Consider the following 23,470-nt stretch of genomic DNA (forward strand, 5'->3'; position numbering starts at 1 on the left):
TCAGTGTAGGACTTTCACTTGAACAGAAATATTGGGTGAGTAAGATTTTTAGAGATGTGTGTACACCGTAGCTTCTTAAGGACTTCCAAAAAAAAATATCCAATTAATTCTTGTGGGGTGGGTAACATGATGTTACGTCTCTACAAGGGTTTTGGATAACACTTATTTAATTTCACTTTATATCTATCTATTAGATAGATGATATAGGCACAATTCATGAATTTTGCCTACAAATTATTTTGGGCAACGCACAATTAATTTCTGGAGATGTCTAATATCATTTATTACTATGTATTAAATATCGCCAATCGGTGAATATATGAGTAATATTATCGACATAATACTCTCTAGGGAGTATAAGAATTTATGATTACTTATAAGGAGTGGTGTTAAATATGATTCTTACTCGTATGTTTACTGAGTACCGTAGAGTAAATATTCTGTTTGCAAAGCTGAAGTTTCTGAAATCAGCAAGGCTTTTATTTTTTAGTTTTTCAGTATTATCTTTTATTGTAGGGATGGGGGCGGCAAGTATAGCGTTTCTGGGTATCAGCCTGGATAGTGCGATTGCTCAGATTCCATCGACACCAAATTCAGCACCTCTAAATCAGAAAACACCTTCTCAGGCTAATGTGCTATTTGTCAATCCTGGTGTTGGAGATGACAAGACAGGCAATGGCAGCGAATCCGCTCCTGTAAAAACGATTACCCATGCATTGCGATTAGCTAACGCCAATGTTGTAATTATGCTCTCTACGGGCACTTATAGCGCCGAGACAGGAGAGGAATTTCCCTTAATATTGAAACCGGGTATTTCAATTCAAGGCAACCCCAGCAATCAAGGTAAAGACATTATCATTCAGGGAGGCGGTGATTACCTGAGTCGAAGCTTTGGCGGTCAAAACGTCACAATTGTTGGAGCAAACCAAGCCTTGCTCACTGGGGTAACGGTGACGAACTCTAATCCTCGTGGTTACGGTTTATGGATTGAATCTAGCAATCCGGTAGTCGCAGAAAATACATTTACTGGCAATACTCAAGATGGAATTTCCGTTAGTGGTAATGCTGCACCTACCATTAGCAAGAATTACTTTGATCGCAATGGAGCCAATGGGATCACAATTGCTGGTAACTCTAGTCCCCAAGTCAAGGAAAATGTCTTTCACCAAACAGGTTTTGGAATTAATATTGCCCAAAATGCTGCTCCTATAGTTATAGGTAATCAAATTCAAAACAATAGATCGGGAATTATCGTACAAGCAAATGCCCGCCCGATTTTGCGGAATAATTCTATTCAAGATAATAAAGAAGATGGTTTAGTTGCGATCGCTCAAGCAATGCCAGATTTGGGTAGTGCATCCGAACCTGGAGGTAATACATTTCAAAATAACGGCCGCCACGACATTAACGCCAGTGCTGCTAAACAAATGATTTCTGCTGCTGGTAACAACCTTGTGAGCGATCGCATCACTGGTAAGGTAGATATTAATGGTACAACAGCACTAGCAACCGAAAATTCTCAACCAGTTCCCAACAACGTATTACGACAAATACCACCAAGTGGAGAAATCACCTTCTCGGCTCCCGAAACCTCTGAAACTACTAATGGGCAAACCAGCAGCATTTCAATAAATAATCCTGTTTCTGGGCAATTAAATAGTCAACTGCTGCCATTAAGGCCAGCCAATAATGTACCGCCTCCCCCCCCTATATCCAAACAACCACCGACTTCTAGCGTCGCCGGATTTCCTACTCCTAGCAGCTTGTCAGGTAGACAAATACCAATTAACGCACAGCCACCTGATACACCACAGTTAAATTACGTGCGCATCGATCCTAATACCATTGAGTTTACTGCCCCTGAGTCCCCATCCAATTCAGTTGCACCTGAGCCACCAGTTGCAAGCATGAGGAATCAAACACAACAGCCATTACCAATACTAGAAACTGCTGCTCCTGGTGCTTCAGAACTTTTACCACTTCCCAATCCCAATATCCCCATTGTTAATACTCGCAATCTGCAAACAAGTTCTGCAAGTATTGCCTATGGTGGTAACTCTGCAAGACAATTTGGTATACGTTATCGCGTAGTAGTGCCACTAGCAACCGATCGGGATCGAGATTTAGTGCGATCGCTTGCTCCTGGTGCGTTTCTCACAGTTTGGGATGGTCAAAGAGTTATGCAAGCAGGAGTATTTAGCAGTGAATATAACGCTAAAGAAATGCTCAAAACACTCTCTAATAAGGGTTTAAGAGCCATTATGGAGCCGTTGAATTAATTGGGTATGGGGCAAAATATATGGAATTAGCGAGAAAAGCACCTCAAAATGAATATTGATCCACTTTAAAGAGCGATCGCTTTCCTACTGTGGGGAGGCATCGCTCTTTTAGTCATCATCATTCACTTTTCTGCTTAAGCTTAGTACTTAGCTTAATTTGATACTTTATTCTCTCTTCACTTTTCAGCGGAATTTATAATTGACAAAAGCAATGTTATCCTAACTTGTCACGAATGAACCGATTTAATTTTATTCAATGGTAAAAGGTATGGAACCGACCATCGAACAACTTAAAGCATTTTTTGACTTTTGCGTTCGGGCTAGTAATTTGTTTAGAGATATAGCATTGGTTAGATTTGATGAGAGGACAAGCCGAATCGTGATTTTGATAGGCGAAACCATCCAAGTAGAAATTCTTAGTAACGGGGAGAACATTATCCGATGACAGACTATTTAACTCTTAATGAGCAAGAATTAAGACAATATGTAATATCAAACCCCCAAGATGAGGAGGCATTTCAGCATTACCTCAGCATCATGAGAGCGAAACCGGGGGTAGTGGTCAGCACTCCAGAACAATTAGAGGCTGAGTTAAAACGGCGTATTAATCAAGCTAGTTAATATAAAACCCGTTACTGACATTCTAGTAACGGGGTTTTTTCAATTTAGCAGCTTGACTCAATGTGAATTTTGGGACTTGCCTTTATTGAGCAACGCCGATATTCTCGCGATCGTACACCCTTATATCTGCGCTGATTTGGCAACTTGCGTCTGGATACAGCAGGCTGAGTTTTTTCCGTTTTACCAACTTTCGGTGATTGGCGATCGGCTAAGATATCCAGCACAGACAAATGACGAGACTCGACGGAACAAGGGGTAGCGTTACCGTCAGTATGTCAGATTTTTATCGTTTTACCAACATTCGGTTATTTGTTGGTAAAAATGCCCAAGCGTTTAAATTGATTATTTAACAGGACTTACGCAACGTCGTAAAGCTCCTCTTTATAGAAATCATATTGCTTGTGCCATGCTGGTTTGGCTTAAATTAAAAAATTTAGTTTATCAAACTTGTTTTACTGTTTATAAAATCAAGCACAACTTACTGTTTTAATATTCAATCTTATCCAAAATTTAATCCATTTATCTACTCCCTAGATATTTTTTTGCCAATTATTGATCTGTGGCTAAAAAATTACTAGCTACCTAATGCAAATGCGGGGCGCGAATTCTTGGGTTTCAAATCAGGAGAATTGCTACGTTATTATTTATCCGTTCACATTATTTTAGGCTGGGCACTCACTACACTTTGGGTTGCAGGTTTCTCCGGCATCATTCGCACCAATAGTAAGTAATGATACTTTTCAGCGCGATCGCCTTTGCCCTAAGTTGGGTTAAGCTTATGTCACCTACGCTATATCTGCCCCTTTTTGCCCACAGAGATGGGCAACAACTGCAATGATTTCGGTTGGGTCAACTGGTTTTGCTAAATGGCGTTGAAAGCCAGATGCCCTCGCAAGTTGCCGATCGAGCTCTCCGGCATAAGCAGTCAAGGCAATGGCTGGAATTTGCCTCTCTTGCTGGAGTGCCCGAATTTGTTGCATCAACATATAGCCGTCCATTTTTGGCATTCCAATATCGCTGATGATGAGATCGAAAACATACCGATCAATAGTTTGCAATGCCTCAATTCCCGATGCAACGTTGGTGACGATCGCGCCTGCTTGTTCCAGAACAAAGGCAACAAACTCACGGGAATCTGGTTCATCATCCACCACTAGGATGTGGATGTCACTTAAATCGTCATCCGTTGAGAGTGAGTCAACTGTTGAAGACAAAGTTTGACTTGATACAGACGCAAGCGGGAGTTGCACTGTAAAGGTGGCGCCCTGTCCTTCACCCGGACTATCAACCGCAACAGTTCCACCATGTAGTTCGACAATTTGCCGGGCGATCGCTAATCCTAATCCCAGTCCACCAAATCTGCGAGTGGTGGCTGCATCTTCTTGGCGAAAATGTTCAAACACGTAGGGTAAAAACTCAGGATTAATTCCTTTTCCAGTATCCTTGATTTGGATTTGGGCATGAGTTGCTCCTTGAGATAGAGCAACTGTGATTTGCCTACCTTGAGGCGTAAACTTGACAGCGTTGGATAATAGATTCCAAACTACCTGCTGCAAACGTCCTGCATCCCCCATTACTATGTTAATCTCTGGGGGGAAAATGGTTTGAATTTGCAGTGACTTGGCTTGGGCGGCTAAACCAACGGTTTCTAAAGCGGATGAAATAACCATCCTTAAGTCAACGGGCATCTGATTCAAGCTCAACTTACCGCGCAGAATGCGGGAGATGTCGAGCAGATCGTCAATCAGTTGAGCCTGAAGTTGAGCGTTGCGTTCGATTGTCGCCAGCGCGGTCTTCGTCCTGATTGTGTCCAGTTTGCCTTGCTGCAACAGCTTTGACCAACCCAGAATTGGGTTGAGGGGCGATCGCAACTCATGGGACAGGACTGCCAAAAACTCATCTTTGACGCGGTTGGCGCGATCTGCTGCCTCTCTTGCGGCTTGTTCGCGGGCAAGGAGTTGTTCGCGCTCTTGCTCGGCGGTTTTGCGATCGGTGATATCTGCCAGTGCCCCAGGAAAAGCTAGCGGTTTGCCATCGGCATCATATTCGACGCGACCTCGTGCAGCCAGCCATCGCTCCGAGCCGTCTGCCATGTAAACGCGGTACTCGGCGGCATAATCTTCGCCAGTTTCGATCGCCTGGTTGATGGCTGCAATTACTTGGGGGCGATCGTCTGAGTGCATTGCCTGCACAAACAGTTCGATGGGCAAGCCGATCGCAGCCAGCTCTGGGTCAACACCAAACAGGTGAGCAAAGGAGGCATTTACAATCACGAGATTTTCAGGAATCTTCCACCGCCATGTATAAATGGCTCCTGCCGCTAAAGCAGATTCTAATTGCACATGCACTTCTCGCAGTTGAGCTTCGGCAAGTTTGCGATCGGTTAAATCAATCACAAAGAAAATACCACTGTTCGGATCGTCTAGGAACGATGCAGCCCCGACCAGAATCGGAATTTGTCTACCGTTTTTGTGGACGTAGACTTTCTCATAGGATGAACTGAAGCCTTGAGCGGCAATTTCGCTCAAGGCATTTCGATCGAGTGCCCAGTATTGGGGCAAAGTCAGCGTTTGCCAGTTAATTTGCCCCGTTTCTAACTCCGCTCGCGTGTAGCCAATCAACTCGAGCAAAGTCTCATTGGCTTCCACGATTTCTCCGGCAATCGTCCAGATACCCATCGGGATCATGTTGCACTCAAAAATGCGGCGAAAGCGGGCTTCACTCTGCCGCAAAGCTTGTTCCACCCGTTTGCGATCGCTAATGTCACTAAAGACAACCGCAACTTTTCTATCGCCTGGGTGCCCAACGCGAAACGCATAAACGTTGTACCAACGGTGTAAAGCTGCGGCATAGTTCTCAAAGCGATTAGGTTCACCCGTTAACGCAACGTTCCCATAGATTTCAAACCAATGCTCCTCATGATTCGGCGCGAGTTCGCGCATTCGCTTGCCTTGAACGTTGCTCAGTCCCGTTTGTTTCTCAAAGGCAGGATTGGTTTCCAGGAAGCGGTAATCAAACGGTTTATTGTTTTCATCAAACAGCATTTCAATCACACAAAAGCCTTCATCCATCGACTCAAACAACGTGCGACATTGTTCTTCCGACACGCGCAGGGCGGCTTCGGCAAGTAAGTGCGACTCTTCGACGCGCTTGCGAGCGGTTAAATCAAGGGCGAAGAAAACACCTGCTTTGTTTTGCTCGTCAAAGTACCCACCGCCAATCGCAATTGGAATTCGATGCCCGTCTTTATGGATGAATTCTTTTTCATACGGTGTGCAAGCACCGTCTGCCATGACTGAGGCAATCGCTTGTTGGTCTCGATCGCGGTATTCAGGCGGCGTTAGCTCAATCCAATGAATCTTTCCAGCTTCGAGTTCTAGGCGGGTATAACCGATTAAGTTCAGTAGCGCATCGTTCGCATCCGTAATATTGCCTGCACCTGTCCAGATGCCCATTGCCACCATATTATTTGAAAACACACTTCTAAACCGCGCTTCCAACTCACGGCTTACCACTTCGTAGGACTGTACAAGGCTCTTGCGTTCTACTTTCAACTGCCGCATTTGTGCTAATGACAACTCCTGTTGGTTCAAGGCGTTGTCCTTTACCTCCGGGTCGTTGAGGAGACAATTGGCAAACGCTTCATGGGTTGCCAGCAGTTGATTGATGTCATCCTCAAAGTGTAGTTCTGGGTGAGTTTGCGTCCAGTAGTGAGCCATTCGCACGAACGCCAGGAACACGTTGAGAAATTCTAGCTGCACGCTGCCCAATATCTGCCGCAGGGCAACCATCGCTCTAGGTGCATCGGGGGTCTGCAAAAACATATGGGTGGCGCAGGCAAAGATTGCTAATTCTTCAGCAGTGTCAGGACTGGGAAATTCAAAGCCAGATGAATCGTTGGCGGCACAGAGGGCGATCGCAGGTTCTAATTCCTGGCCGCGTGGGAGCGGACGTTGCAGCAGCGGCAGCACTTGCTCAATTGTTTGGGGCAGGCAATAGCGATCGCCAGCTGGGTATCCCAACCCAACCAGAAACCCAACGTGCCGGGCGATGCAATACCGCACCTCACAGAAGCGCGAGAGGTAGACAAATAACCGCTCTTTAAATAGCGATGGTAGCGGACTATCCAGGTAGGCGAATCGGCCAAATCCCCAAAGGTTGACTGTTACCTCTGGGGTATCGCTGGCAAGCCGAAAAAAGTTTGGCAGGACACCAAAGCGTTGCTCAATCTCTTTTTCTAAAGCTATTTCCGCCATAAATACGGTTTTTGAACTCGCAATATTTTTGCAATATTATTTTAGTTTACCAATGGTAGAGTCAGGTAAACATTGTATCTCGTCTGCACAGACCTATGCGCTGACTGCAAAACTATACCAGCCTTACGCTTACCAGGGTCAACTGTACATTGTTCATGATATTTTTCAAGGAAACCCATCATCTAATACTCCGACACGATTTTGAAGTACCTCAAAACGACTTTGGAGTACCTCAAAACGACTTTGGAGTACCTCAAAACGACTTTGAAGTACCTTAAAACGATTTTGAAGTACCTCAAAACGACTTTGGAGTACCTCAAAACGACTTTGAAGTACCTTAAAACGACTTTGAAGTACCTTAAAACGACTTTGGAGTACCTCAAAACGACTTTGGAGTACCTCAAAACGACTTTGAAGTACCTTAAAACGACTTTGAGGTATCTGTTGCTGATTTAATGTTACTTTTTTTGACAAGTTTAATAAAAAACTCAGTACAATCAACTAAAAATAATTAGGTTGATTTGAATTTGCTTTAATTTTTCCGAATTATCTCTCAGAGAAGTTTATTGTTGCATTGGCTAGAGTACATGCAGTAATCCTATAACTTCCTTCAGGAGAGCATTTTATGGCACGACTAAAACGCAGTTCACCCACTCTCGAAAACGCTCTCCGTCGAATTGCAGGAATGCGATCGATTAGCCCAACGCTAGAATTTGGCAACGGATTAAATTTGACAGACTACGACAGCCGCATCCAAACCTTGCAAACCCAGCTATCTACATACAACACTTTACTCTCTACTCTAGATGAAATGGCAGGTCGTCTCTCTAATTGAAGAAGAATTGCGCGGCTACTCTGAAAAGATGTTAATGAGTGTGGCAACCCATTATGGCAAAGACAGTTTGCAATATATCCAGGCGGGAGGCAAGCCACGCAAGAAATTATCACGCCGTTCGAGCAATACCCAATCCCCATCTGAGAGTACAGCTACAACCTTGAATGGTGCAAACAATGGTAAAAGAACCTCTATTGTTTGATTTTAATTATTTAACTGCATCATGCTAATACCAATTCAATTAATGATTGCAACATATCCTTGGCTAAAGACGCGATAAATCGCGTCTCTACAAATGATCTATTTGTCGCATTCTTTTTTCAAATTGGTATAATGAATTCTTAATTACGAATTACGTTAGTGCAGCGTTAGCGACGCAGGAGCGTCATTACGAATTACGAATTACGTTAGCGTAGCACATTACGAATTACGAATTATTCGATCGCTGGCTCTGCGTCGGAAAACTCCACCTGATACTTCTTATCTCCCCACTTCCTATCCTGGTTTATGATCCAAACGGGTGGCTTGCTCTAGCGCGGCTTTTTCTTTGGCTCGGCGGACATAAGGTTGTAATTGGGTGCGATCGCAAGCTGTGAAAATACTCAAATTTTCCAAGGTAATCCCCCGCATTAACATTTCTACGCGCCAAGTTTGTTGTGCCTGAGCGATCGCTGGCGTTTGTCCTTGGGGAGTTAACAATCCCTCGCTCCATGCTTGCCAACGTGTCTCAAGTTCTGATTCTGAGATGGGTGTACCTGTTTCATTCAGAAACATCGCTGTTTGAGTATCTTTACGACTTTTCAGCCATTTGAGTAAGGGATTATTGGTAAAGGAACCGTAGCGTTTGCCCAAAATCCACTGATTCACGGGTACTTGACGAACAAATCCGGGGATGGTGATTTGCAGGAAGTGCCCTTGACTATCGTAGATTTGGTGCGATCGCTCCAAGCTAGTTATTTCTGTAGCGGATAACCCAGCCCCAAATAATACGTAAGCTAAGGCATAATCTCGTACTCCGAATTTCCTGGCTTGTTGCAGAATTTCGTGAACCAAACTAGCTGGTAAATCAGCTACTTCTGTGGTAGTGAATCCTCCTTGTAAGGAGTTTATTGCTGATTCTGTTGAAGATGACATGGCTCCATGTAAAAACAACTCCACCAAATTTTCCAGAAAATCGTCCCGATCCTCCCAAAGTTCGTGAAATTCGCTGGTGAACTCAATTACTGCATATCCCAAAATCATCCCATTCAGCAAACTGGCTAATTTTTCTGCGGGTAAATAAGTATTTAGGTGTCCTTGCTGAATTACAGTAGCTAAATACTGAGCTACATAACGGTTTGCCTCTGTGACTCCCCTGCCTAGTGCGCGGCGATTTTCTGCCGGGAATTGGTCGGCTTCACCTACCACAGATCGGACGAACTCTGGTACTCGTTCTAATGCATGTAAGCTATCACTTGCATAATCTTTCAGAGCTTGGTAAACATTGCCGGGAGGTGTTGCCCGCCGTACCAGCGATTCACCTAAATCCTTGAAGGCTGCGGACTCTTCCAGTACAGCTAAAAGTAATCCATGCTTATTGCCAAAATTCCGAAATAGTGTCACTTCATTGACTTCGGCTTTTTCGGCAATTTGGCGGGTTGTGGTAGCGCTTACTCCCTGAGCAGAAAACAACTCAAGTGCAGCTTGAATCAGGCGTTGACGAGTGGAAATGAGTTGAGATGACATAGAAAAATGCAAGTGGCACTTGCAGGGGTATCAGAGTTCTGCTAGCATAACAAATGTAAGTGATACTTGCTTTACTCTACTGTAACTAACTAGTAAGAGGTTGGATAAATCCTTAGTCGGATTATGCCCAAGAAAAAGTAAATCACTTCATGATCCATCAACAGGAATTTTTATGACCGCAAATTTTGGGGCGATCGCCCCTGAGAGAGGCAATTCACCTCGACTCAGTTGGACGAATGTAGTATTTTTTGCTACATTTCATGCCTTAGCACTTCTGTCTCCTTGGTTTTTCTCCTGGTCAGCATTAGGTTTGCTAGTGTTTCTGCACTGGTTATTCGGGAGCATTGGTATTTGCTTGGGATATCACCGACTACTGAGCCATAAAAGTTTCCAAGTTCCTAAGTGGTTAGAGTATGCGATCGCCCTGATTGGAGCGTTGGCTTTACAAGGCGGGCCAATTTTTTGGGTAGGTGGACACCGCCAACATCACGCCCACACAGAAGATATCAATTTAGACCCTTACTCTGCCCAAAGAGGCTTTTGGTGGAGCCATATATTGTGGATTTTCTACCCACGTCCAGAATTTTTTGACTATGACACCTATAAAAAATATGCCCCTGATTTAGCCAAACAACCCTTTTATTGTTGGCTAGATCGTTACTTCTTGCTGTTGCAAATACCCTTCGGGCTGCTGCTTTATGCTCTAGGAGGATGGCCTTTCGTATTCTACGGAGTGTTTCTCAGATGTGTCTTGCTTTGGCATTCAACCTGGTTTGTGAACTCAGCATCACACCTGTGGGGTTATCGCACCTTTGATGCCAATGATGGCGCTCGTAATCTTTGGTGGGTATCCCTCGTCACTTATGGAGAAGGCTGGCACAACAACCATCATACTTATCCCCACATGGCAAAATCTGGGTTTTCTTGGTGGGAAATTGATGTTACTTGGTGGAGCATCTTAGTTTTGCAGACTTTGGGTTTAGCTAAAAAAGTTGTCTCGCGTCCTCCTCAAGGTGCAACTCACGGCTAAATTGCAATTAAACGATCGTGAATTTGTTATGCCGATTGCTTCTTGCAGTCGGCTTACTAATTTTTATCAGTAGTATTTCACGGTAAAATCTAACGGATTAAATCACCGTAGTACATCAAGTGTGAAAACTGACAGCATTTTTTATCGCCTTTTTCAAGAACTTCCTAGCATCTTTTTTGAATTAATTGGCAATCCACCGCAAACGGCAGAGGGTTATCAATTCTCTTCAATTGAAATCAAGCAAACGGCATTCCGTATAGATGGTGTTTTTCTGCCAACACAAGGAGAAGAAAATCCGATTTATTTTGTTGAAGTCCAGTTTCAAACTGACACAGAAATTTATTCCCGCTTATTTTCAGAAATTTATTTATACTTACGCCAAAATAAACCGAAAAATTCTTGGCGAGGAGTAGTTATCTATCCCAATCGCAGTTTAGATACAGCAGATATCAATAATTACAGTGAATTTTTCACAAGTGGGCGCATCAATCGCATTTATCTTAATGAATTAGGTGAGACTGCATCATTGCCAGTTGGAATTGCTACGATGAAATTAGTGGTCGATGATGAGGAGACAGCAATTATAGCTGCTAGGCAGTTAATAGAAAGAACCCAGCAAGAAATCAACATCGAACCACAACGGCGGCAGTTACTAGAATTGATAGAGACAATATTAGTTTATAAGTTTCCAACGATGAGTCGAGAGGAGATTGAAGGTATGTTTGGGTTAAGTGATTTGAAACAAACACGAGTTTATCAAGAAGGTAAGCAAGAAGGCAAGCAAGAAGGAGCGCGTGAGGAAAAGTTTAGAACGATCCCTTTGTTGTTGAGGCTGGGATTGAGTTTTGAAGACACAGCAAAAGAGCTAGGTTTGAGTCTAGAAGAGATTCAGCAAGAAATGCAAAAACAGCCTCCAAGTCAGGATATGTAATTTACAATTAGCACTGCTCGCAGATAACCCTAACATTCCGACTATTTTCCATTTCCATTAATTTTTAATTTTTTGTATGATTTCGCTCTCCCCCATTCTCCAAGCTAGACTTTCCCAACCCCTCAAAATTGGCTCTTTCGAGGTAAAAAGTCGGGTTCTCCAGTCGCCTCTATCTGGGGTTACAGATATGGTGTTTCGCCGTCTAGTGCGTCGCTATGCCCCAGATTCGATGATGTATACCGAAATGGTGAATGCTACGGGATTGCATTATGTCAAGCAGTTACCCAAAATCATGGAGGTAGATCCCAACGAACGCCCAATTAGCATTCAACTATTTGATTGCCGTCCAGATTTTTTAGCAGAAGCAGCAATAAAGGCAGTTGCCGAAGGTGCTGATACTGTTGATATTAATATGGGTTGTCCGGTTAATAAAATCACTAAAAATGGTGGCGGTTCTTCATTGTTGCGGCAACCAGAAGTAGCAGAAGCAATTGTGCGAGAAGTGGTAAAAGCTGTTGATGTACCTGTGACAGTAAAAACCCGTATTGGCTGGAATGACAACGAAATTACGATTCTCGACTTTGCCAAGCGGATGGAAGATGCCGGGGCAAAAATGATTACGGTACATGGACGCACCCGCGCCCAAGGATACAATGGTAATGCCCGTTGGGAATGGATTGCGCGTGTCAAAGAAGTGCTTTCTATCCCAGTAATTGGGAATGGAGATATTTTTTCGGTTGAAGCGGCAGTGAAATGTTTAGAACAAACTGGCGCTGATGGTGTGATGTGTTCGCGTGGAACTTTGGGTTATCCGTTTTTGGTGGGAGAAATCGATCATTTTCTGAAAACAGGAGAGATATTACCATCGCCAACCCCGATTCAGCGCTTGGAATGTGCAAGAGATCATTTACAAGCCTTATGGGAATATAAAGGCGATCGCGGTGTACGTCAAGCCCGTAAGCACATGACTTGGTATGCTAAAGGTTTCGTTGGTGCTGCCGAACTCCGAGGACAGTTAAGTTTAGTTGAAAGAGTAGATCAGGGTTTGGCAATGATTGACCAAGCAATTGAAAAATTAGCTAATGGTTATGAACTAGAGGAAGAAGCAGAAGGTAGTTTGGTAATGCTTTAAAAAGTTGATTTTAACACTAGCTTAGGGTGATATTGCTGGTTGCTAAAAGTGACGCGATCGCTTGGATACCAATATTTCAGTTAGGGTTTAAATCTCCTGATGTAACTCTCTTGAATTTTGAATGTTTAACTAGCCAAAATAGAGGCTCACAATGTTAGTTTCCAAACACAACAATGTTGTAACCGTCCCCGAAATCCTTTCATTAGAAGACTTCATGGCAAATCCTCCAGAGGGCATGGAGTGGGTAGATGAGCAACTAGTAGAAAAAACAGGGATGACATTAAAACATAGCGAAATTCAATTTAATATTGGTTTTTACTGGAGAAGTTACATTAACTCTAATCAACAAGGTGGGAAAGTTTATACTGAAGTACCTTGTCGTACATATAAACAGGGTCGTCGCCCTGATGTAGCTTATCTTACGCCTGAATTGGTAGCTCAGTTTGGTGATGTTCCCACTTTGCCACAGAGTTTCCCGTTGATTGCTGAAATAGTTTCCCCCACCGATTTAGCTGAAGAATTATTTCTCAAAGCGCAGGAGTATTTGCAGTCTGGTTGCGAGGAAATTTGGCTAGTATTTCCTGAAAGCCGATTAGTTTTTGTAATGACTGATAATCAGCTTTTGGGATTTAAAGCTGGTGATGTGGTTAGTACTCAAAAAGTATTACTGGATTTTAGTGTAGCTGTAGACGAATTGTTGGGTTTAAAAAGCGATCTATACTAATAGGAATATGAATACTGCTGCAACAATGTATAGATAATCACTTGTACATATTTGCGGCAGACTGCATCGCCTTAGTAATTGCTTCCGCGTTTGTTTGCGCCCTTCTTGTTAATGCTGCTAACTGCGGGTCTGTAGAAAAACCAGTGCAAACAGCATTTACTAACTGGCTATTTACTGTCCCCGACTGAGCTTGCATTGCTGGCATATTCAACTGCTCATTTTTTGTTACCTGTCCGCTTTGGTTGGCTTCGATTATCCAAGCGTACTGAATCGCATCAGTACCACAATCAGCCGCCATATACATCCGAGTCGCAGATATGTTTCCTTGAGTGTGATCTATATGCACCCAAAAGCCATAAGCAGAACCACTTGGCTGAATACTATTTTTATCAATGGAAAAAATCTCACCTTGCACTCCTTTGGCTACAGGTATCCATTGACTAGCGATCTGGGCATTAACAGGAAGGCAAACAGCAGAAGGCAAAAGACACAAAGCAATCAATTTATTAATCACTGCTCTAAGTTAAATTTGATACCTCCATTCTCAAAGGCGATCGCTCTCTGAAGCATCGGTAACTTTAGCAGTTGATTGTAAAGACTTGAAAAACTTGCTTCAATCCCTAATAAAGATTTTATTGAATTGCAATTTCAAGGTTCAGTTGCGCGGATGGTTTAAAAGTACCATTGCTCTCAAAGTCTTGTATAGATGGAGCGTAGAGCTTTTTTCGCTCCTTCTCATTTTGTACATCTACCCATCCGCGCATTTGGCAAGAAAATTAGTCTGATTGGCGATCGCTACCTCTATTAAAATAAGCGATCGCCTAATCCTGGCACACCTTAATTGACCAAATCAGGAAACACCTCTTGCACAGCAGGATGCACTAAGCGATGATTCTGCACATTCACACCCTTAGCTAATGCTGGGTTAACCTCCAGTGCCAAAATTCCCAAATTCGCCAACTGGACAACATAAGGTAATGTACTATTATTAAGTGCCTGAGTTGCTGTCCAAGGTACTGCTCCTGGCATATTAGGAACGCCATAATGCACCACACCTTCTTCAAGGTATACCGGATTTGTGTGGGATGTTGGGTGTAAAGTTTCTATACAACCGCCTTGGTCAACGGCTACATCAACTATCACCGAACCAGGACGCATTTGTTTCACCAATTCGCGGGATACTAATATTGGCGCTCTACGTCCTAACACTAAAACTGCACCGATGAGCAAATCGGCTTCAATGACTGCGGCTTCAATATGAGCAGAGTTGCTGTAAAGCAATTCGACTCTAGAGCCAAACAGTGTTTCTAAGTAAGATAAGCGCTCAACACTCACATCTAAAATCTGCACGATCGCACCCATGCCCACAGCAATTTTAGCTGCTTCTGTGCCGACAACGCCGCCACCTAAAATTACTACTTTGCCCGGTTTGACTCCAGGGACTCCGCCCAAAAGTACACCTCTACCACCTTGCTGACGTTCTAGGAATCTGGCCCCAAATTGTACTGCTAGCCGACCGGCAATTACGCTCATGGGGGTGAGCAAGGGTAATCTGTTAGCGCCTGGTTGTTCTACAGTTTCGTAGGCGATCGCAGTTGTGCCACAATCAATTAAATGCTCTGTCAACTTGCGATCGGCTGCTAAATGTAAATAAGTAAATAATACCTGCCCTTTTTGCAAAAATTTATACTCAGATGTCAGCGGTTCTTTGACTTTAACAACCAATTCCCGATTCCAAGCTTTTTCTGATGTGGGAACAATTTCGGCTCCAGCATTTTTGTAGTCGTCATCTGAGAATCCAGCACCATTACCTGCTTGCGTCTCGACGAAGATGCTATGACCATTTTCTCGCAGCACCCTCACACTAGAAGGACTTAACCCTACCCGAAATTCTTGATCCTTATTTTCCTTGGGAACGCCGATTTCCATATATAGCCTCTGATAATTTTTTTGTTTAACTGTAGCCTTCCAATCTCAAGCTTGCTACTTCCGTCTTCCTAGTTCCGTATTAGAGATAGCTGGATTAGAGATACCTAATTTCTGTTCTAACTTTCTTAATTCAATCTGAGTAGCCCAAACTCTTACCCTTGACTATTGCCCCAGTATTTATACAATATATAAAGAATAGTAACAATTTATTAAAAGAGCGATTGTATAGCTCCCTACTTAGGAAGCTTTTGCTGAATTTCTCAAGTCATCTTGGCATTCAAGCACTGCAATCAGCTTTTAAGTTAACTTGACTTTTCAACGTCATCTGAAAATTTCAAAGTCTCTCTTCTTTTAAGAGAAATTTAGAAAGGGGTTTTCCAGATACCATAAAAAGTAAGTAGCGATTATCCCCACTTTCTGCGACTTCTACCATAAGTCTGATATCAAGTCCCGTTTGCCAAAAAAAGGTTTCTTAAAAAATGACACAAACACAACCAACAATTACACCTAAACTAGAAGAGCCTAAGTTTGGCTTTAACGAATATGCCGAACGCTTGAATGGTCGAGCTGCAATGATTGGCTTTGGTTTGATGCTGGTGATTGAATATGTCACTAATCAAGGGGTGCTATCATGGCTGGGTCTGAAGTAGTGCTATCAACAAGCACAATCTTAAAGTTGTAAGCTAGTAATTAAAAGAGTTTCAACCAGCTGGAACAACCAGTTGGTTTTGACTTCTATAATTGATAGCGGAGTACTTCGCCCTAGATAGATTAATTATACTTAATTTATAAATAACTGCCCTAGAATGTAAGCAAGAGAGGAATCGAAATACCTATTAGCGATTGAAATATCATAGACTTGCAACTAATATGTGCAAGGCGATTAATGAGTAAATTTCCTCCCCCTACTAAAAAAATCATAACTTAGTGTCTGCCTTGAATGAGAAAGGCAAATTATGGGTGAGGTATTCTTGGTAAATATACACAAAAGGTGAACTGGAACCAACCAAGCTGTGATGAATGCTGTATTACCTCGTTTTTTGAAGTCAACCTACCGAAAAGAGCCACTAATCAGTGTACTGATGACGATGGGCGTTATGGATGCCCTGATTGGCGGATTGAATGATAGCTGGTCGTTGTTTGCTTTTGGTTTGGGAACGGCAGGGATAGCGCTAGGCTTTAAGTTGTGGCGTCTCCAGCAGCGTCGTTCTTTACCAGAGGAGCCTGTAGTGCAACATTATTTGCCCTCTCGTTCTTCTAGTGCGCCTTTACCAATGTTAAGTGTTTCTAAGAAAAAACCACCTCTTTAAGATGTGCAGAGTTATGACTTAAAATAACTCTGCAAAATTTATGAAAAAAAGTTAGGTTTAAAACCTCGCCCCGGACTTCGTCTTGCTACGCTAACGTGGGCGAAAAAATCCTTATCTCATTTGGTAGGTGGAAACTCCAACCCTTGTGGGTAGCTGTATTTAATTTTGAATTTTGAATGCGTGAATTTTGAATTGATTCATTGGGTTTAACTGTATCTATAAAAGTGAGGAAAAAGAGTGAGTAGTGAGGGAAGAGGTGGCGGTAATTTTCTGCGGCCGTATATTATCCTGGCATTTATGGCAGTTGCCCTTCCAGTGAGTACCTGGGAAGGGTTTTATATTCACCAAGCTCATGCTGCCATTGAAGTAACGCCAAACTTCCCAGCTACCAGCAGCTTTGCTAATGCTCAACTACTTTACACACTCATCGGACATAACGGAACCATTAAATCCCTCGCTTTCACTCCAGATAGCAGAATTCTGGTGAGTGGAGGTGCAGAAAACGAGGGTGTAATTCGCCTGTGGAATTTAGCAAAGGGCAAAAAGTTGGCGACTATTAACAAAGCACACAAAGCAGCCGTAGAATCTTTAGTGATTTCGCCAGATGGACAAACCCTCGCTAGCTGTAGTGATGACGACACGATTAACCTCTGGAGCCTAAAAAATTTAAAATTTAGCCGCTCTTTTGTCGGACATACCAGTAACGTCTTATCTTTAGCGGTGTCTCCTGATAGTAAAGTTCTCGTCAGTGGAGCTTTAGATGGGATTCGGATGTGGGATTTGCTACAGCAGCGTCCTCTAGGGACTATAGTACGCTTTGATAATTTGATTTATACTCTCGCTATTAGTCCTGATGGACAGACCTTGGCTAGTGGTGATAATAAGGGTGTAATCAAGCTGTGGAATTTGAGTACTGGTAAATTAATCAGTGAATTGGCAGCTCATTCTAGTGCTGTTAGCGCTGTGCTCTTTACACCAGATGGACAAACATTAGTTAGTGCTAGCCACGATCGCACTATAAAACTGTGGAATATTAATACTGGAGAATTAGTCCGCACCCTTACAGGACATAATAACTGGGTAAATGCGATTGCTCTTAATCCCGATGGACAAACCCTTGCTAGTGCCGGTAGAGATGGAATTAAATTGTGGGATTTAACTACAGGTGAGTTAATAAATACACTGAATGGACATACAGACTGGGTAAGTGCGATCGCTTTTAGTCCCAATGGTAAAATTCTTGCCAGTGGTGGATTCGATCGACAAATCAAGATTTGGGGGATTCCAACAAAACGAAAGTAACAGCGATCGGACAAAATAATCGTCAAAGAGTAAACTATATCCCCCATTTCTTTTAAGAAGTCGGGGATATCATTTTGACGCTCCTTTCAAGGCTTTGTGACTTGCCATAGCTCAAATTCTCACTTCATGTAGAAACTTAATATCGCTAACGCCGAAAAATTCCCCCAATTATTTCCTGTTTCTGCTAAACTTTGGTCTTGCCTTTTTAAAGTTTTTGTAGTAAAAAATCAACCAAAGCTCAGATCGAATTTTGCTATAACTAGTCAAAATCAATGATGGTAGCAACCAACAGCGATGTCTACAACAGGCTACGCCTACCCCAAATTTTGAAGAACTGTGAATACTTGATGAAAATACAGCCGAACTAATATCTGATCCAGCAAATTACTGTAAGTATAAACATAGGTAATTTCAAATCATCTGTGCAGTTACTTGCCCTCTAGATGGGAACAATTTCTGAACTTAGACAATCTTAGAAATAATCGTCGTCAGTAAATGCACTCAGTTAAAATTCACGAACTCGTGTGAAGTCAAGGCTTGTAGCGCTTAACCGCTATTTTGAAGATAGGATAACTTGTTACTTAAATAATGTTTAATTTTCCCGAACTGCTTTTGATCCCCATTTCGATAGAATGACTAGGCAGAACCCTAAAACTAAAAACCGCTTTTGACTGCGACGCTCATGAATCAACTGAACAATGGTTTTACGCTATTTTTAAGTCTGCTAGTCGAGGCGATGCCTTTTTTGCTTCTTGGGGTTTTATTCTCCAGTTTGCTGCTGTTTTTTGTTGATGAGCGCAAACTAGTAGAAAAAATGCCCAAAAATCCGCTGTTGGGTGCTTTAGTTGGCAGTGCGATCGGCTTTTTGTTTCCGGTGTGTGAGTGCGGGAATGTACCGGTAGCGCGGCGATTCCTGATTCAAGGAGTACCCACACCAGTCGCAATTGGTTTTTTGTTAGCAGCACCAACAATTAACCCAGTTGTAATTTGGGCCACTTGGACAGCATTTCGAGATCAGCCAGAAATAGTAGTCTTACGAGTCGTATTTTCCTTAACAATTGCCACAATTATCGGCTATGTTTTCAGTTTTCAAAAGGACTTAAATCCCATAGTCCAACCTGCGATCGCTCGTTATATGAAGTTTAATCCACCCGCGCAGCCCCAAACCAAACGCCGTGGTAAGCCTTACCAAGGACAACAGGAAGAAACAGTACCGAATCTGTTGCAATCTGGGACTTATATCTTAGGAGGAAAAGCAGGTATCCCTCTACGGATAGATCCTAATTCAGTACTGCCTACCTCAGTCTCTACTGCTGATAAACCGCTAGCAGCTAAACTGCGTCTAGTTGTGGATAATAGCATCCAAGAATTGCGGGAATTGGGCGGAGTGATGATTTTAGGAAGTGCGATCGCTGCTGCTATTCAAGTCCTAGCTCCCCGTGAATTAGTTCTCAGTTTGGGTGCTGGACCCATTACCTCAATTGTGGTCATGCTGATATTAGCTGTAATAGTATCAATTTGTTCTACAGTCGATTCTTTCTTCGCCCTATCTTTTGCCTCAACCTTTAGCAGCGGTTCATTATTGGCATTTCTGGTGTTTGGGCCAATGATTGACATCAAAAGTGTTGGTTTGATGTTATCTATTTTTAAACCCAAGACTATTTTTTACTTATTTGCTTTAGCAGCACAATTGACATTTGTCTTTACTCTTTTCCTGAACTTGCACGTCTTTTAAGAAAATAATTGTCATTAGTCATCTGTCCTTTGTCCTTTGTTTAATGACCAATACTTCGGCAAAGCTCAGTACAAGTGACCAATGACTAATGACCAATGACCAATGACTAATGACTAACAAAAATCCCAAATCTAAAATCCCAAATCTGTTACTTCCTTGGCTGGATGCTCTAGCAATTACGGCTTGGGGTATTTTGATGCTGAGATATTGGTTAACTAATAAGCTGAACCTGTTGATTCATCCAAATTACATTTGGTTTGTGGTTGTAACTGGTATCAGCTTGATCGTTATTGGTTTGTTCAAGATGCAGGAACTTTGGCAACGGCGCCGCCGCGATGTTACGCCAAACACCCAGCATATTAGTTTATTTCCCCCTGGTTGGGGCAGTGCTTTATTGTTGACTACAGCGATTCTAGGTTTTATGATTACACCGCAAGTTTTTGCTAGTGACAAAGCACTCCAAAGGGGCGTGACGGCTGATTTACTGGGAAGCACACGTGTCAAACCCCAAGCTTTTCGGGTTACTGTTCGTCCAGAGGAGCGATCGCTTGTAGACTGGGTACGCACTGTCAATGTCTATCCTGAACCAGATACATATACAGGGCAAAAAGTCAAGGTGCAGGGATTTGTGATTCACCCGCCCGATATCGGAAAAGAATATTTGTTTTTAGCACGATTTGTCTTAAGTTGTTGTGCAGCAGATGCTTACCCTGTGGGATTGCCCGTCAAACTACAAAATAATCAAGAGCTTTATCCTGCTGATACATGGCTGGAAGTAGAAGGACAAATGGTGACAGAAAATTTGGCAGGTAAACGTCAACTTACTATTGCCGCTACCTCTCTCAAAAAGATTCCTCAACCCCAAAATCCTTATAGTTATTAGTTATTTGTTGATGACAAATGACAAATACTTCTCTACGAGAGGCTGCGCCAACGGCTTCGCGGTAGTTGAGCGCAGTCGAAACTCAGTACAAGTGACAAATGACAAATGACAAATGACTAAATCTAAAGCATTTATCCAACCCCTGGATCGTATAGCGATCGCACTAATGTTACTGTTGAGTGTGCTGATTGGGTTAATCATCTTGCAAGGTGATGTGGTAACTGCTCGTGTCCGGGAATTTACCTGGCAAAATCAACAAATTGGGGCAGAAGATAATTCCTTCACCCTCACCTTCAGCCGCCCAATGGAAACAAAAAGCGTCGAGGATAACTTGAAAATCGAACCGCCCCTAGCAGGTAAATTCAGTTGGGCAGGGCGGCGGATGGTTTATACACTGGTGACACCAGCACCTTATGGCACAAACTATAAAGTGCAGTTACAAGGAGCCAAAGATAAATTTGCAGAGCAAGAAGGTACAAATCGGCTGATACAGCCCTTTACAGGTAGCTTTCGGACACGCGATCGCGTTATCCTTTACATCGGAACCGACAAAGAAGAACAGGGACGGTTAGTTCTTTACAACTTAACCCAAGAGCAAAAAAGGGTACTTACTCCCAAAGACCTGATAGTAATCGACTTTGAGTCATTTCCTGATGGGGAGAAAATTTTATTTTCTGCTCGCGCCGCAAACAATCAAGACTTACTTTCAGCTCAACTCTATACAGTGACAACAGGTGTTTCTGCTAAATCTGGACAAAAAGCAGAACCAGAAGGCAAAGTTGACCTGACTTTAGATAGTAAAGATTATCAAAACCTGAAATTTGACTTATCACCTGATGGGCAAACTATTGTCATCCAGCGAGGAAATAAAACTAATCCTGGTGACTTTGGACTATGGTTTATGCCAGCAACCAGTGATGGTTCAGCAGAAAAACCCACCCCGAAACGCCTAAAAAGCCAGCCGGGAGGTGACTTTATGGTGACACCAGATAGTAAAGCCGTAGCAGTTGCTCAAGGGCAAGGAGCAGCAATTTTACCACTGCAAGATGATGCAAGTAAACCTTTGGATTTTCTGCCGCAGTTTGGTTTGGTACAAGCTTTCTCCAAAGATGGTTCTCAAGCAGCAATGGTAAAGTTTAATACAGATTACACGCGGGATTTATTTTTGGTGACAAACCAAGGTGTGCAGAAACAGCTATTAAAAACAACAGGTTCAATTCTCAGTTGCCAATTTGACATCGCTTCACCCACCCTCTACTGCTTGCTAACACAGCTAGTATCCAAAGAACAATACATAGAACAGCCCTATGTGGTGGCAATTGATTTGAAAACTGGGCAACAGAAACCACTGTTAGTACTGCCTCCCGCTCAACGAAATGTGCAAATGAGTTTATCTGCTGACGGTTTAGGCTTGTTATTTGACCAAGTAGTACCGCAGACAAATCCCCCAGCATCATTACCCACAAACACTTTGAAAACCGATGATGGAGATACAATTGCTACCAGTAGCCTGTGGTTAATGCCTCTATTGCCCATCGCTGATACTACGACTGTTGAAATTAAACCAGAACAACTCCCCTTAGCAGGATTTCATCCCCGCTGGCTACCTTGAGAGAATAATTCCTAATTCGACTTTGGAAGGTTAGTTAAGGTGTCGCCACCAAAAATCAAGTTGAATCTAATGGAGTTCAGTTCCATCTTTACGGAGCAGATAGCGATCGCTAATCAACTTCAAGACTACTCTACCTATTTCTGGATGCGTTTTCTCAATGATCGGTTGCACAACAACGCCTTCCATGATGCAATTGGGACTGACTACACTATTGGCATTATTGAACTGAGACACTGCTTCCCAAGTATAAGCACCGATATAAAGTACAGGTACTCTCGGCAAAGCAAATTCTTCGCAAAAAGCCACAAAATCGCTGTAATTGAGAAAATAGCTGCCCCGACGCACAGCAAATATAGCAATTCCAATATTGCCATTATGCAAGCCATATTTGATATCTTGCACGCCATAGATTTCACCAAAAATCTGAGTTCCTGGTGGAAGTTTCTGGAAAGCTTCGTTTTCGTTGTAAGCACGAATATAAACTAATTTTTTGTTTACTTCGCTGTTTTTCCAGAAGTAATTATGGCTGCCAATTTTAGTTGTGCCATCAGCATCAACTAAGACAGTGAAGTTAGTTCCGTGTAACTTTTCTGTGACAACAACTTCTTCACCTTCCATTAGGATGTTTTTATAACGTTTCAGATTTTCTGGACTGGGAAATTTGTAATGTCCAATAAAACTCTCTACATCCCCACTCATTCCTTGAGGAATTGGATATTCGTACTTTGTTACACCAAAAAACTCCGTGTAGTCGTCTCCGACATTTCCCGTAAAGTTTTTACCAACGGGAATAAGCAAACCCTCAGAAAAAATTCCACGAAGTTTTGCAGCACGCAGTTTTTTTGAGTAGTAGTTACGAATACCGAACTCATCTAAAAAGTTTTCTGGAATAACACTATCAATAGGAAAGTAAAAAGCTAAATCTCCAGGGTTCAAGTTACCTTTGGCTATAATTACCTGATACCCCATATCTTCAATAGAGGCAATATCTAGCCGATCGGCATTGGGATGAGGATTAATACTATTGATTTTGACAACTTCAACTTTAAAAATACTCATAGCTTATCTCTTTTCAAAAAAATCTATTTTAGAAAAACTCTAAATTTATTACAAAGTATGTACGCGTAGCTAGCCGTGCATACTTGTCAAATTAAAGCTGAAACCTT

At 42.6% G+C, this 23,470-nt stretch carries 22 protein-coding genes and 1 pseudogene; 17 read left to right on the forward strand and 6 right to left on the reverse strand.

Annotation, left to right across the window (positions count from 1 at the left end; genetic code table 11):
* Positions 1-395 precede the first annotated feature (395 nt).
* The 5 genes and pseudogenes from NSTC731_RS15665 to NSTC731_RS15685 all read left to right on the forward strand — a co-directional run.
* Positions 396-2,279 carry a DUF1565 domain-containing protein gene (locus NSTC731_RS15665; protein WP_445631589.1) on the forward strand — a complete coding sequence of 628 codons (1,884 nt, stop codon included), beginning with the start codon at positions 396-398 and terminating at the stop codon, positions 2,277-2,279.
* A 268-nt stretch (positions 2,280-2,547) separates the two neighbouring features.
* Positions 2,548-2,724 carry a DUF6888 family protein gene (locus NSTC731_RS15670; RefSeq protein WP_229546149.1) on the forward strand — a complete coding sequence of 59 codons (177 nt, stop codon included), beginning with the start codon at positions 2,548-2,550 and terminating at the stop codon, positions 2,722-2,724.
* Positions 2,721-2,900, forward strand: coding sequence for a DUF6887 family protein (locus tag NSTC731_RS15675; protein WP_100899738.1), 180 nt, complete (start codon positions 2,721-2,723; stop codon positions 2,898-2,900). Before NSTC731_RS15670 ends, NSTC731_RS15675 begins: the two co-directional genes overlap by 4 nt.
* Before the next feature lie 52 nt (positions 2,901-2,952).
* Positions 2,953-3,159, forward strand: a complete 207-nt coding sequence (locus NSTC731_RS15680; RefSeq protein ID WP_445631590.1) for a hypothetical protein — start codon at positions 2,953-2,955, stop codon at positions 3,157-3,159.
* 78 nt (positions 3,160-3,237) lie between these two features.
* Positions 3,238-3,390, forward strand: a pseudogene (locus tag NSTC731_RS15685) (IS701 family transposase); the annotation flags it as partial.
* A gap of 295 nt (positions 3,391-3,685) precedes the next feature.
* On the opposite strand, the gene NSTC731_RS15690 reads toward NSTC731_RS15685, so the two are convergent.
* Positions 3,686-7,156 (reverse strand): hybrid sensor histidine kinase/response regulator, encoded by a 3,471-nt coding sequence (locus NSTC731_RS15690; RefSeq protein WP_445631591.1) that lies wholly within the window; start codon positions 7,154-7,156, stop codon positions 3,686-3,688.
* A 165-nt stretch (positions 7,157-7,321) separates the two neighbouring features.
* Entirely contained in the window at positions 7,322-7,630 is a 309-nt protein-coding gene (locus NSTC731_RS15695; protein WP_445631592.1) for a hypothetical protein, read from the reverse strand.
* A 151-nt stretch (positions 7,631-7,781) separates the two neighbouring features.
* Here NSTC731_RS15695 and NSTC731_RS15700 point away from each other — a divergent pair, with 151 nt between their 5' ends.
* Together NSTC731_RS15700 and NSTC731_RS15705 are read left to right on the forward strand one after the other, a co-directional pair.
* Entirely contained in the window at positions 7,782-7,991 is a 210-nt protein-coding gene (locus NSTC731_RS15700; RefSeq protein WP_445631593.1) for a hypothetical protein, read from the forward strand.
* Entirely contained in the window at positions 7,963-8,193 is a 231-nt protein-coding gene (locus tag NSTC731_RS15705; RefSeq protein ID WP_445631594.1) for a hypothetical protein, read from the forward strand. The genes NSTC731_RS15700 and NSTC731_RS15705 overlap by 29 nt, the downstream gene beginning before the upstream one ends.
* Before the next feature lie 293 nt (positions 8,194-8,486).
* Here the strand turns inward: NSTC731_RS15705 and NSTC731_RS15710 are convergent, their stop codons facing one another.
* Entirely contained in the window at positions 8,487-9,716 is a 1,230-nt protein-coding gene (locus NSTC731_RS15710) for a TetR family transcriptional regulator (protein ID WP_445631595.1), read from the reverse strand.
* Between the two features lie 172 nt (positions 9,717-9,888).
* Here NSTC731_RS15710 and NSTC731_RS15715 point away from each other — a divergent pair, with 172 nt between their 5' ends.
* From NSTC731_RS15715 to NSTC731_RS15730, 4 genes are all read left to right on the forward strand, one after another.
* Entirely contained in the window at positions 9,889-10,746 is an 858-nt protein-coding gene (locus NSTC731_RS15715; protein ID WP_445631596.1) for an acyl-CoA desaturase, read from the forward strand.
* 121 nt (positions 10,747-10,867) lie between these two features.
* Positions 10,868-11,677, forward strand: coding sequence for an Rpn family recombination-promoting nuclease/putative transposase (locus NSTC731_RS15720; RefSeq protein WP_445631597.1), 810 nt, complete (start codon positions 10,868-10,870; stop codon positions 11,675-11,677).
* Between the two features lie 76 nt (positions 11,678-11,753).
* Complete coding sequence (gene dusB / locus NSTC731_RS15725; RefSeq protein ID WP_445631598.1) at positions 11,754-12,809, forward strand: tRNA dihydrouridine synthase DusB; 1,056 nt, start codon at positions 11,754-11,756, stop codon at positions 12,807-12,809.
* Positions 12,810-12,960: 151 nt separating this feature from the next.
* Positions 12,961-13,533: a Uma2 family endonuclease gene (locus NSTC731_RS15730; RefSeq protein ID WP_445631599.1), complete on the forward strand. Its 573-nt coding sequence runs from the start codon at positions 12,961-12,963 to the stop codon at positions 13,531-13,533.
* 37 nt (positions 13,534-13,570) lie between these two features.
* Here the strand turns inward: NSTC731_RS15730 and NSTC731_RS15735 are convergent, their stop codons facing one another.
* On the reverse strand, positions 13,571-14,047 hold the full coding sequence (locus tag NSTC731_RS15735) for a surface-adhesin E family protein (protein WP_445631600.1): 477 nt from the start codon (positions 14,045-14,047) through the stop codon (positions 13,571-13,573).
* 323 nt (positions 14,048-14,370) lie between these two features.
* The gene (ald, locus tag NSTC731_RS15740; RefSeq protein ID WP_445631601.1) at positions 14,371-15,462 is read right to left on the reverse strand and encodes an alanine dehydrogenase; all 1,092 of its coding nucleotides are present in this window, start codon (positions 15,460-15,462) and stop codon (positions 14,371-14,373) included.
* Positions 15,463-15,941: 479 nt separating this feature from the next.
* On the opposite strand from ald, the gene NSTC731_RS15745 reads away from it, so the two are divergent.
* The 6 genes from NSTC731_RS15745 to NSTC731_RS15770 all read left to right on the forward strand — a co-directional run bounded on the left by NSTC731_RS15745 (position 15,942) and on the right by NSTC731_RS15770 (position 22,304).
* Complete coding sequence (locus NSTC731_RS15745; protein WP_099099534.1) at positions 15,942-16,112, forward strand: hypothetical protein; 171 nt, start codon at positions 15,942-15,944, stop codon at positions 16,110-16,112.
* Between the two features lie 366 nt (positions 16,113-16,478).
* Positions 16,479-16,772: a hypothetical protein gene (locus NSTC731_RS15750; protein ID WP_292776335.1), complete on the forward strand. Its 294-nt coding sequence runs from the start codon at positions 16,479-16,481 to the stop codon at positions 16,770-16,772.
* Between the two features lie 237 nt (positions 16,773-17,009).
* On the forward strand, positions 17,010-18,074 hold the full coding sequence (locus tag NSTC731_RS15755) for a WD40 repeat domain-containing protein (protein WP_445631602.1): 1,065 nt from the start codon (positions 17,010-17,012) through the stop codon (positions 18,072-18,074).
* 682 nt (positions 18,075-18,756) lie between these two features.
* On the forward strand, positions 18,757-19,809 hold the full coding sequence (locus tag NSTC731_RS15760) for a permease (RefSeq protein WP_445631603.1): 1,053 nt from the start codon (positions 18,757-18,759) through the stop codon (positions 19,807-19,809).
* A 109-nt stretch (positions 19,810-19,918) separates the two neighbouring features.
* Positions 19,919-20,692, forward strand: a complete 774-nt coding sequence (locus tag NSTC731_RS15765) for a TIGR03943 family putative permease subunit (RefSeq protein ID WP_445631604.1) — start codon at positions 19,919-19,921, stop codon at positions 20,690-20,692.
* A gap of 112 nt (positions 20,693-20,804) precedes the next feature.
* Complete coding sequence (locus NSTC731_RS15770) at positions 20,805-22,304, forward strand: hypothetical protein (RefSeq protein WP_445631605.1); 1,500 nt, start codon at positions 20,805-20,807, stop codon at positions 22,302-22,304.
* Positions 22,305-22,370: 66 nt separating this feature from the next.
* On the opposite strand, the gene NSTC731_RS15775 is transcribed toward NSTC731_RS15770, so the two are convergent.
* On the reverse strand, positions 22,371-23,363 hold the full coding sequence (locus tag NSTC731_RS15775; RefSeq protein ID WP_445631606.1) for an RNA ligase (ATP): 993 nt from the start codon (positions 23,361-23,363) through the stop codon (positions 22,371-22,373).
* Positions 23,364-23,470 lie beyond the last annotated feature (107 nt).

Source organism: Nostoc sp. DSM 114167 (assembly GCF_052692655.1).

What these genes read in the sequence shown, in the direction of transcription:
- NSTC731_RS15730 (WP_445631599.1), top strand. Translation starts at nt 12,961, where the DNA reads ATGTTAGTTTCCAAACACAACAATGTTGTAACCGTCCCCGAAATCCTT.
- NSTC731_RS15700 (WP_445631593.1), top strand. Translation starts at nt 7,782, where the DNA reads ATGGCACGACTAAAACGCAGTTCACCCACTCTCGAAAACGCTCTCCGT.
- NSTC731_RS15765 (WP_445631604.1), top strand. Translation starts at nt 19,919, where the DNA reads ATGACTAACAAAAATCCCAAATCTAAAATCCCAAATCTGTTACTTCCT.
- NSTC731_RS15760 (WP_445631603.1), top strand. Translation starts at nt 18,757, where the DNA reads ATGAATCAACTGAACAATGGTTTTACGCTATTTTTAAGTCTGCTAGTC.
- NSTC731_RS15670 (WP_229546149.1), top strand. Translation starts at nt 2,548, where the DNA reads ATGGAACCGACCATCGAACAACTTAAAGCATTTTTTGACTTTTGCGTT.
- NSTC731_RS15770 (WP_445631605.1), top strand. Translation starts at nt 20,805, where the DNA reads ATGACTAAATCTAAAGCATTTATCCAACCCCTGGATCGTATAGCGATC.
- NSTC731_RS15690 (WP_445631591.1), bottom strand. Translation starts at nt 7,156, where the DNA reads ATGGCGGAAATAGCTTTAGAAAAAGAGATTGAGCAACGCTTTGGTGTC.
- NSTC731_RS15775 (WP_445631606.1), bottom strand. Translation starts at nt 23,363, where the DNA reads ATGAGTATTTTTAAAGTTGAAGTTGTCAAAATCAATAGTATTAATCCT.
- NSTC731_RS15705 (WP_445631594.1), top strand. Translation starts at nt 7,963, where the DNA reads ATGAAATGGCAGGTCGTCTCTCTAATTGAAGAAGAATTGCGCGGCTAC.
- ald (WP_445631601.1), bottom strand. Translation starts at nt 15,462, where the DNA reads ATGGAAATCGGCGTTCCCAAGGAAAATAAGGATCAAGAATTTCGGGTA.
- NSTC731_RS15715 (WP_445631596.1), top strand. Translation starts at nt 9,889, where the DNA reads ATGACCGCAAATTTTGGGGCGATCGCCCCTGAGAGAGGCAATTCACCT.
- dusB (WP_445631598.1), top strand. Translation starts at nt 11,754, where the DNA reads ATGATTTCGCTCTCCCCCATTCTCCAAGCTAGACTTTCCCAACCCCTC.
- NSTC731_RS15710 (WP_445631595.1), bottom strand. Translation starts at nt 9,716, where the DNA reads ATGTCATCTCAACTCATTTCCACTCGTCAACGCCTGATTCAAGCTGCA.
- NSTC731_RS15745 (WP_099099534.1), top strand. Translation starts at nt 15,942, where the DNA reads ATGACACAAACACAACCAACAATTACACCTAAACTAGAAGAGCCTAAG.
- NSTC731_RS15750 (WP_292776335.1), top strand. Translation starts at nt 16,479, where the DNA reads ATGAATGCTGTATTACCTCGTTTTTTGAAGTCAACCTACCGAAAAGAG.
- NSTC731_RS15675 (WP_100899738.1), top strand. Translation starts at nt 2,721, where the DNA reads ATGACAGACTATTTAACTCTTAATGAGCAAGAATTAAGACAATATGTA.
- NSTC731_RS15665 (WP_445631589.1), top strand. Translation starts at nt 396, where the DNA reads ATGATTCTTACTCGTATGTTTACTGAGTACCGTAGAGTAAATATTCTG.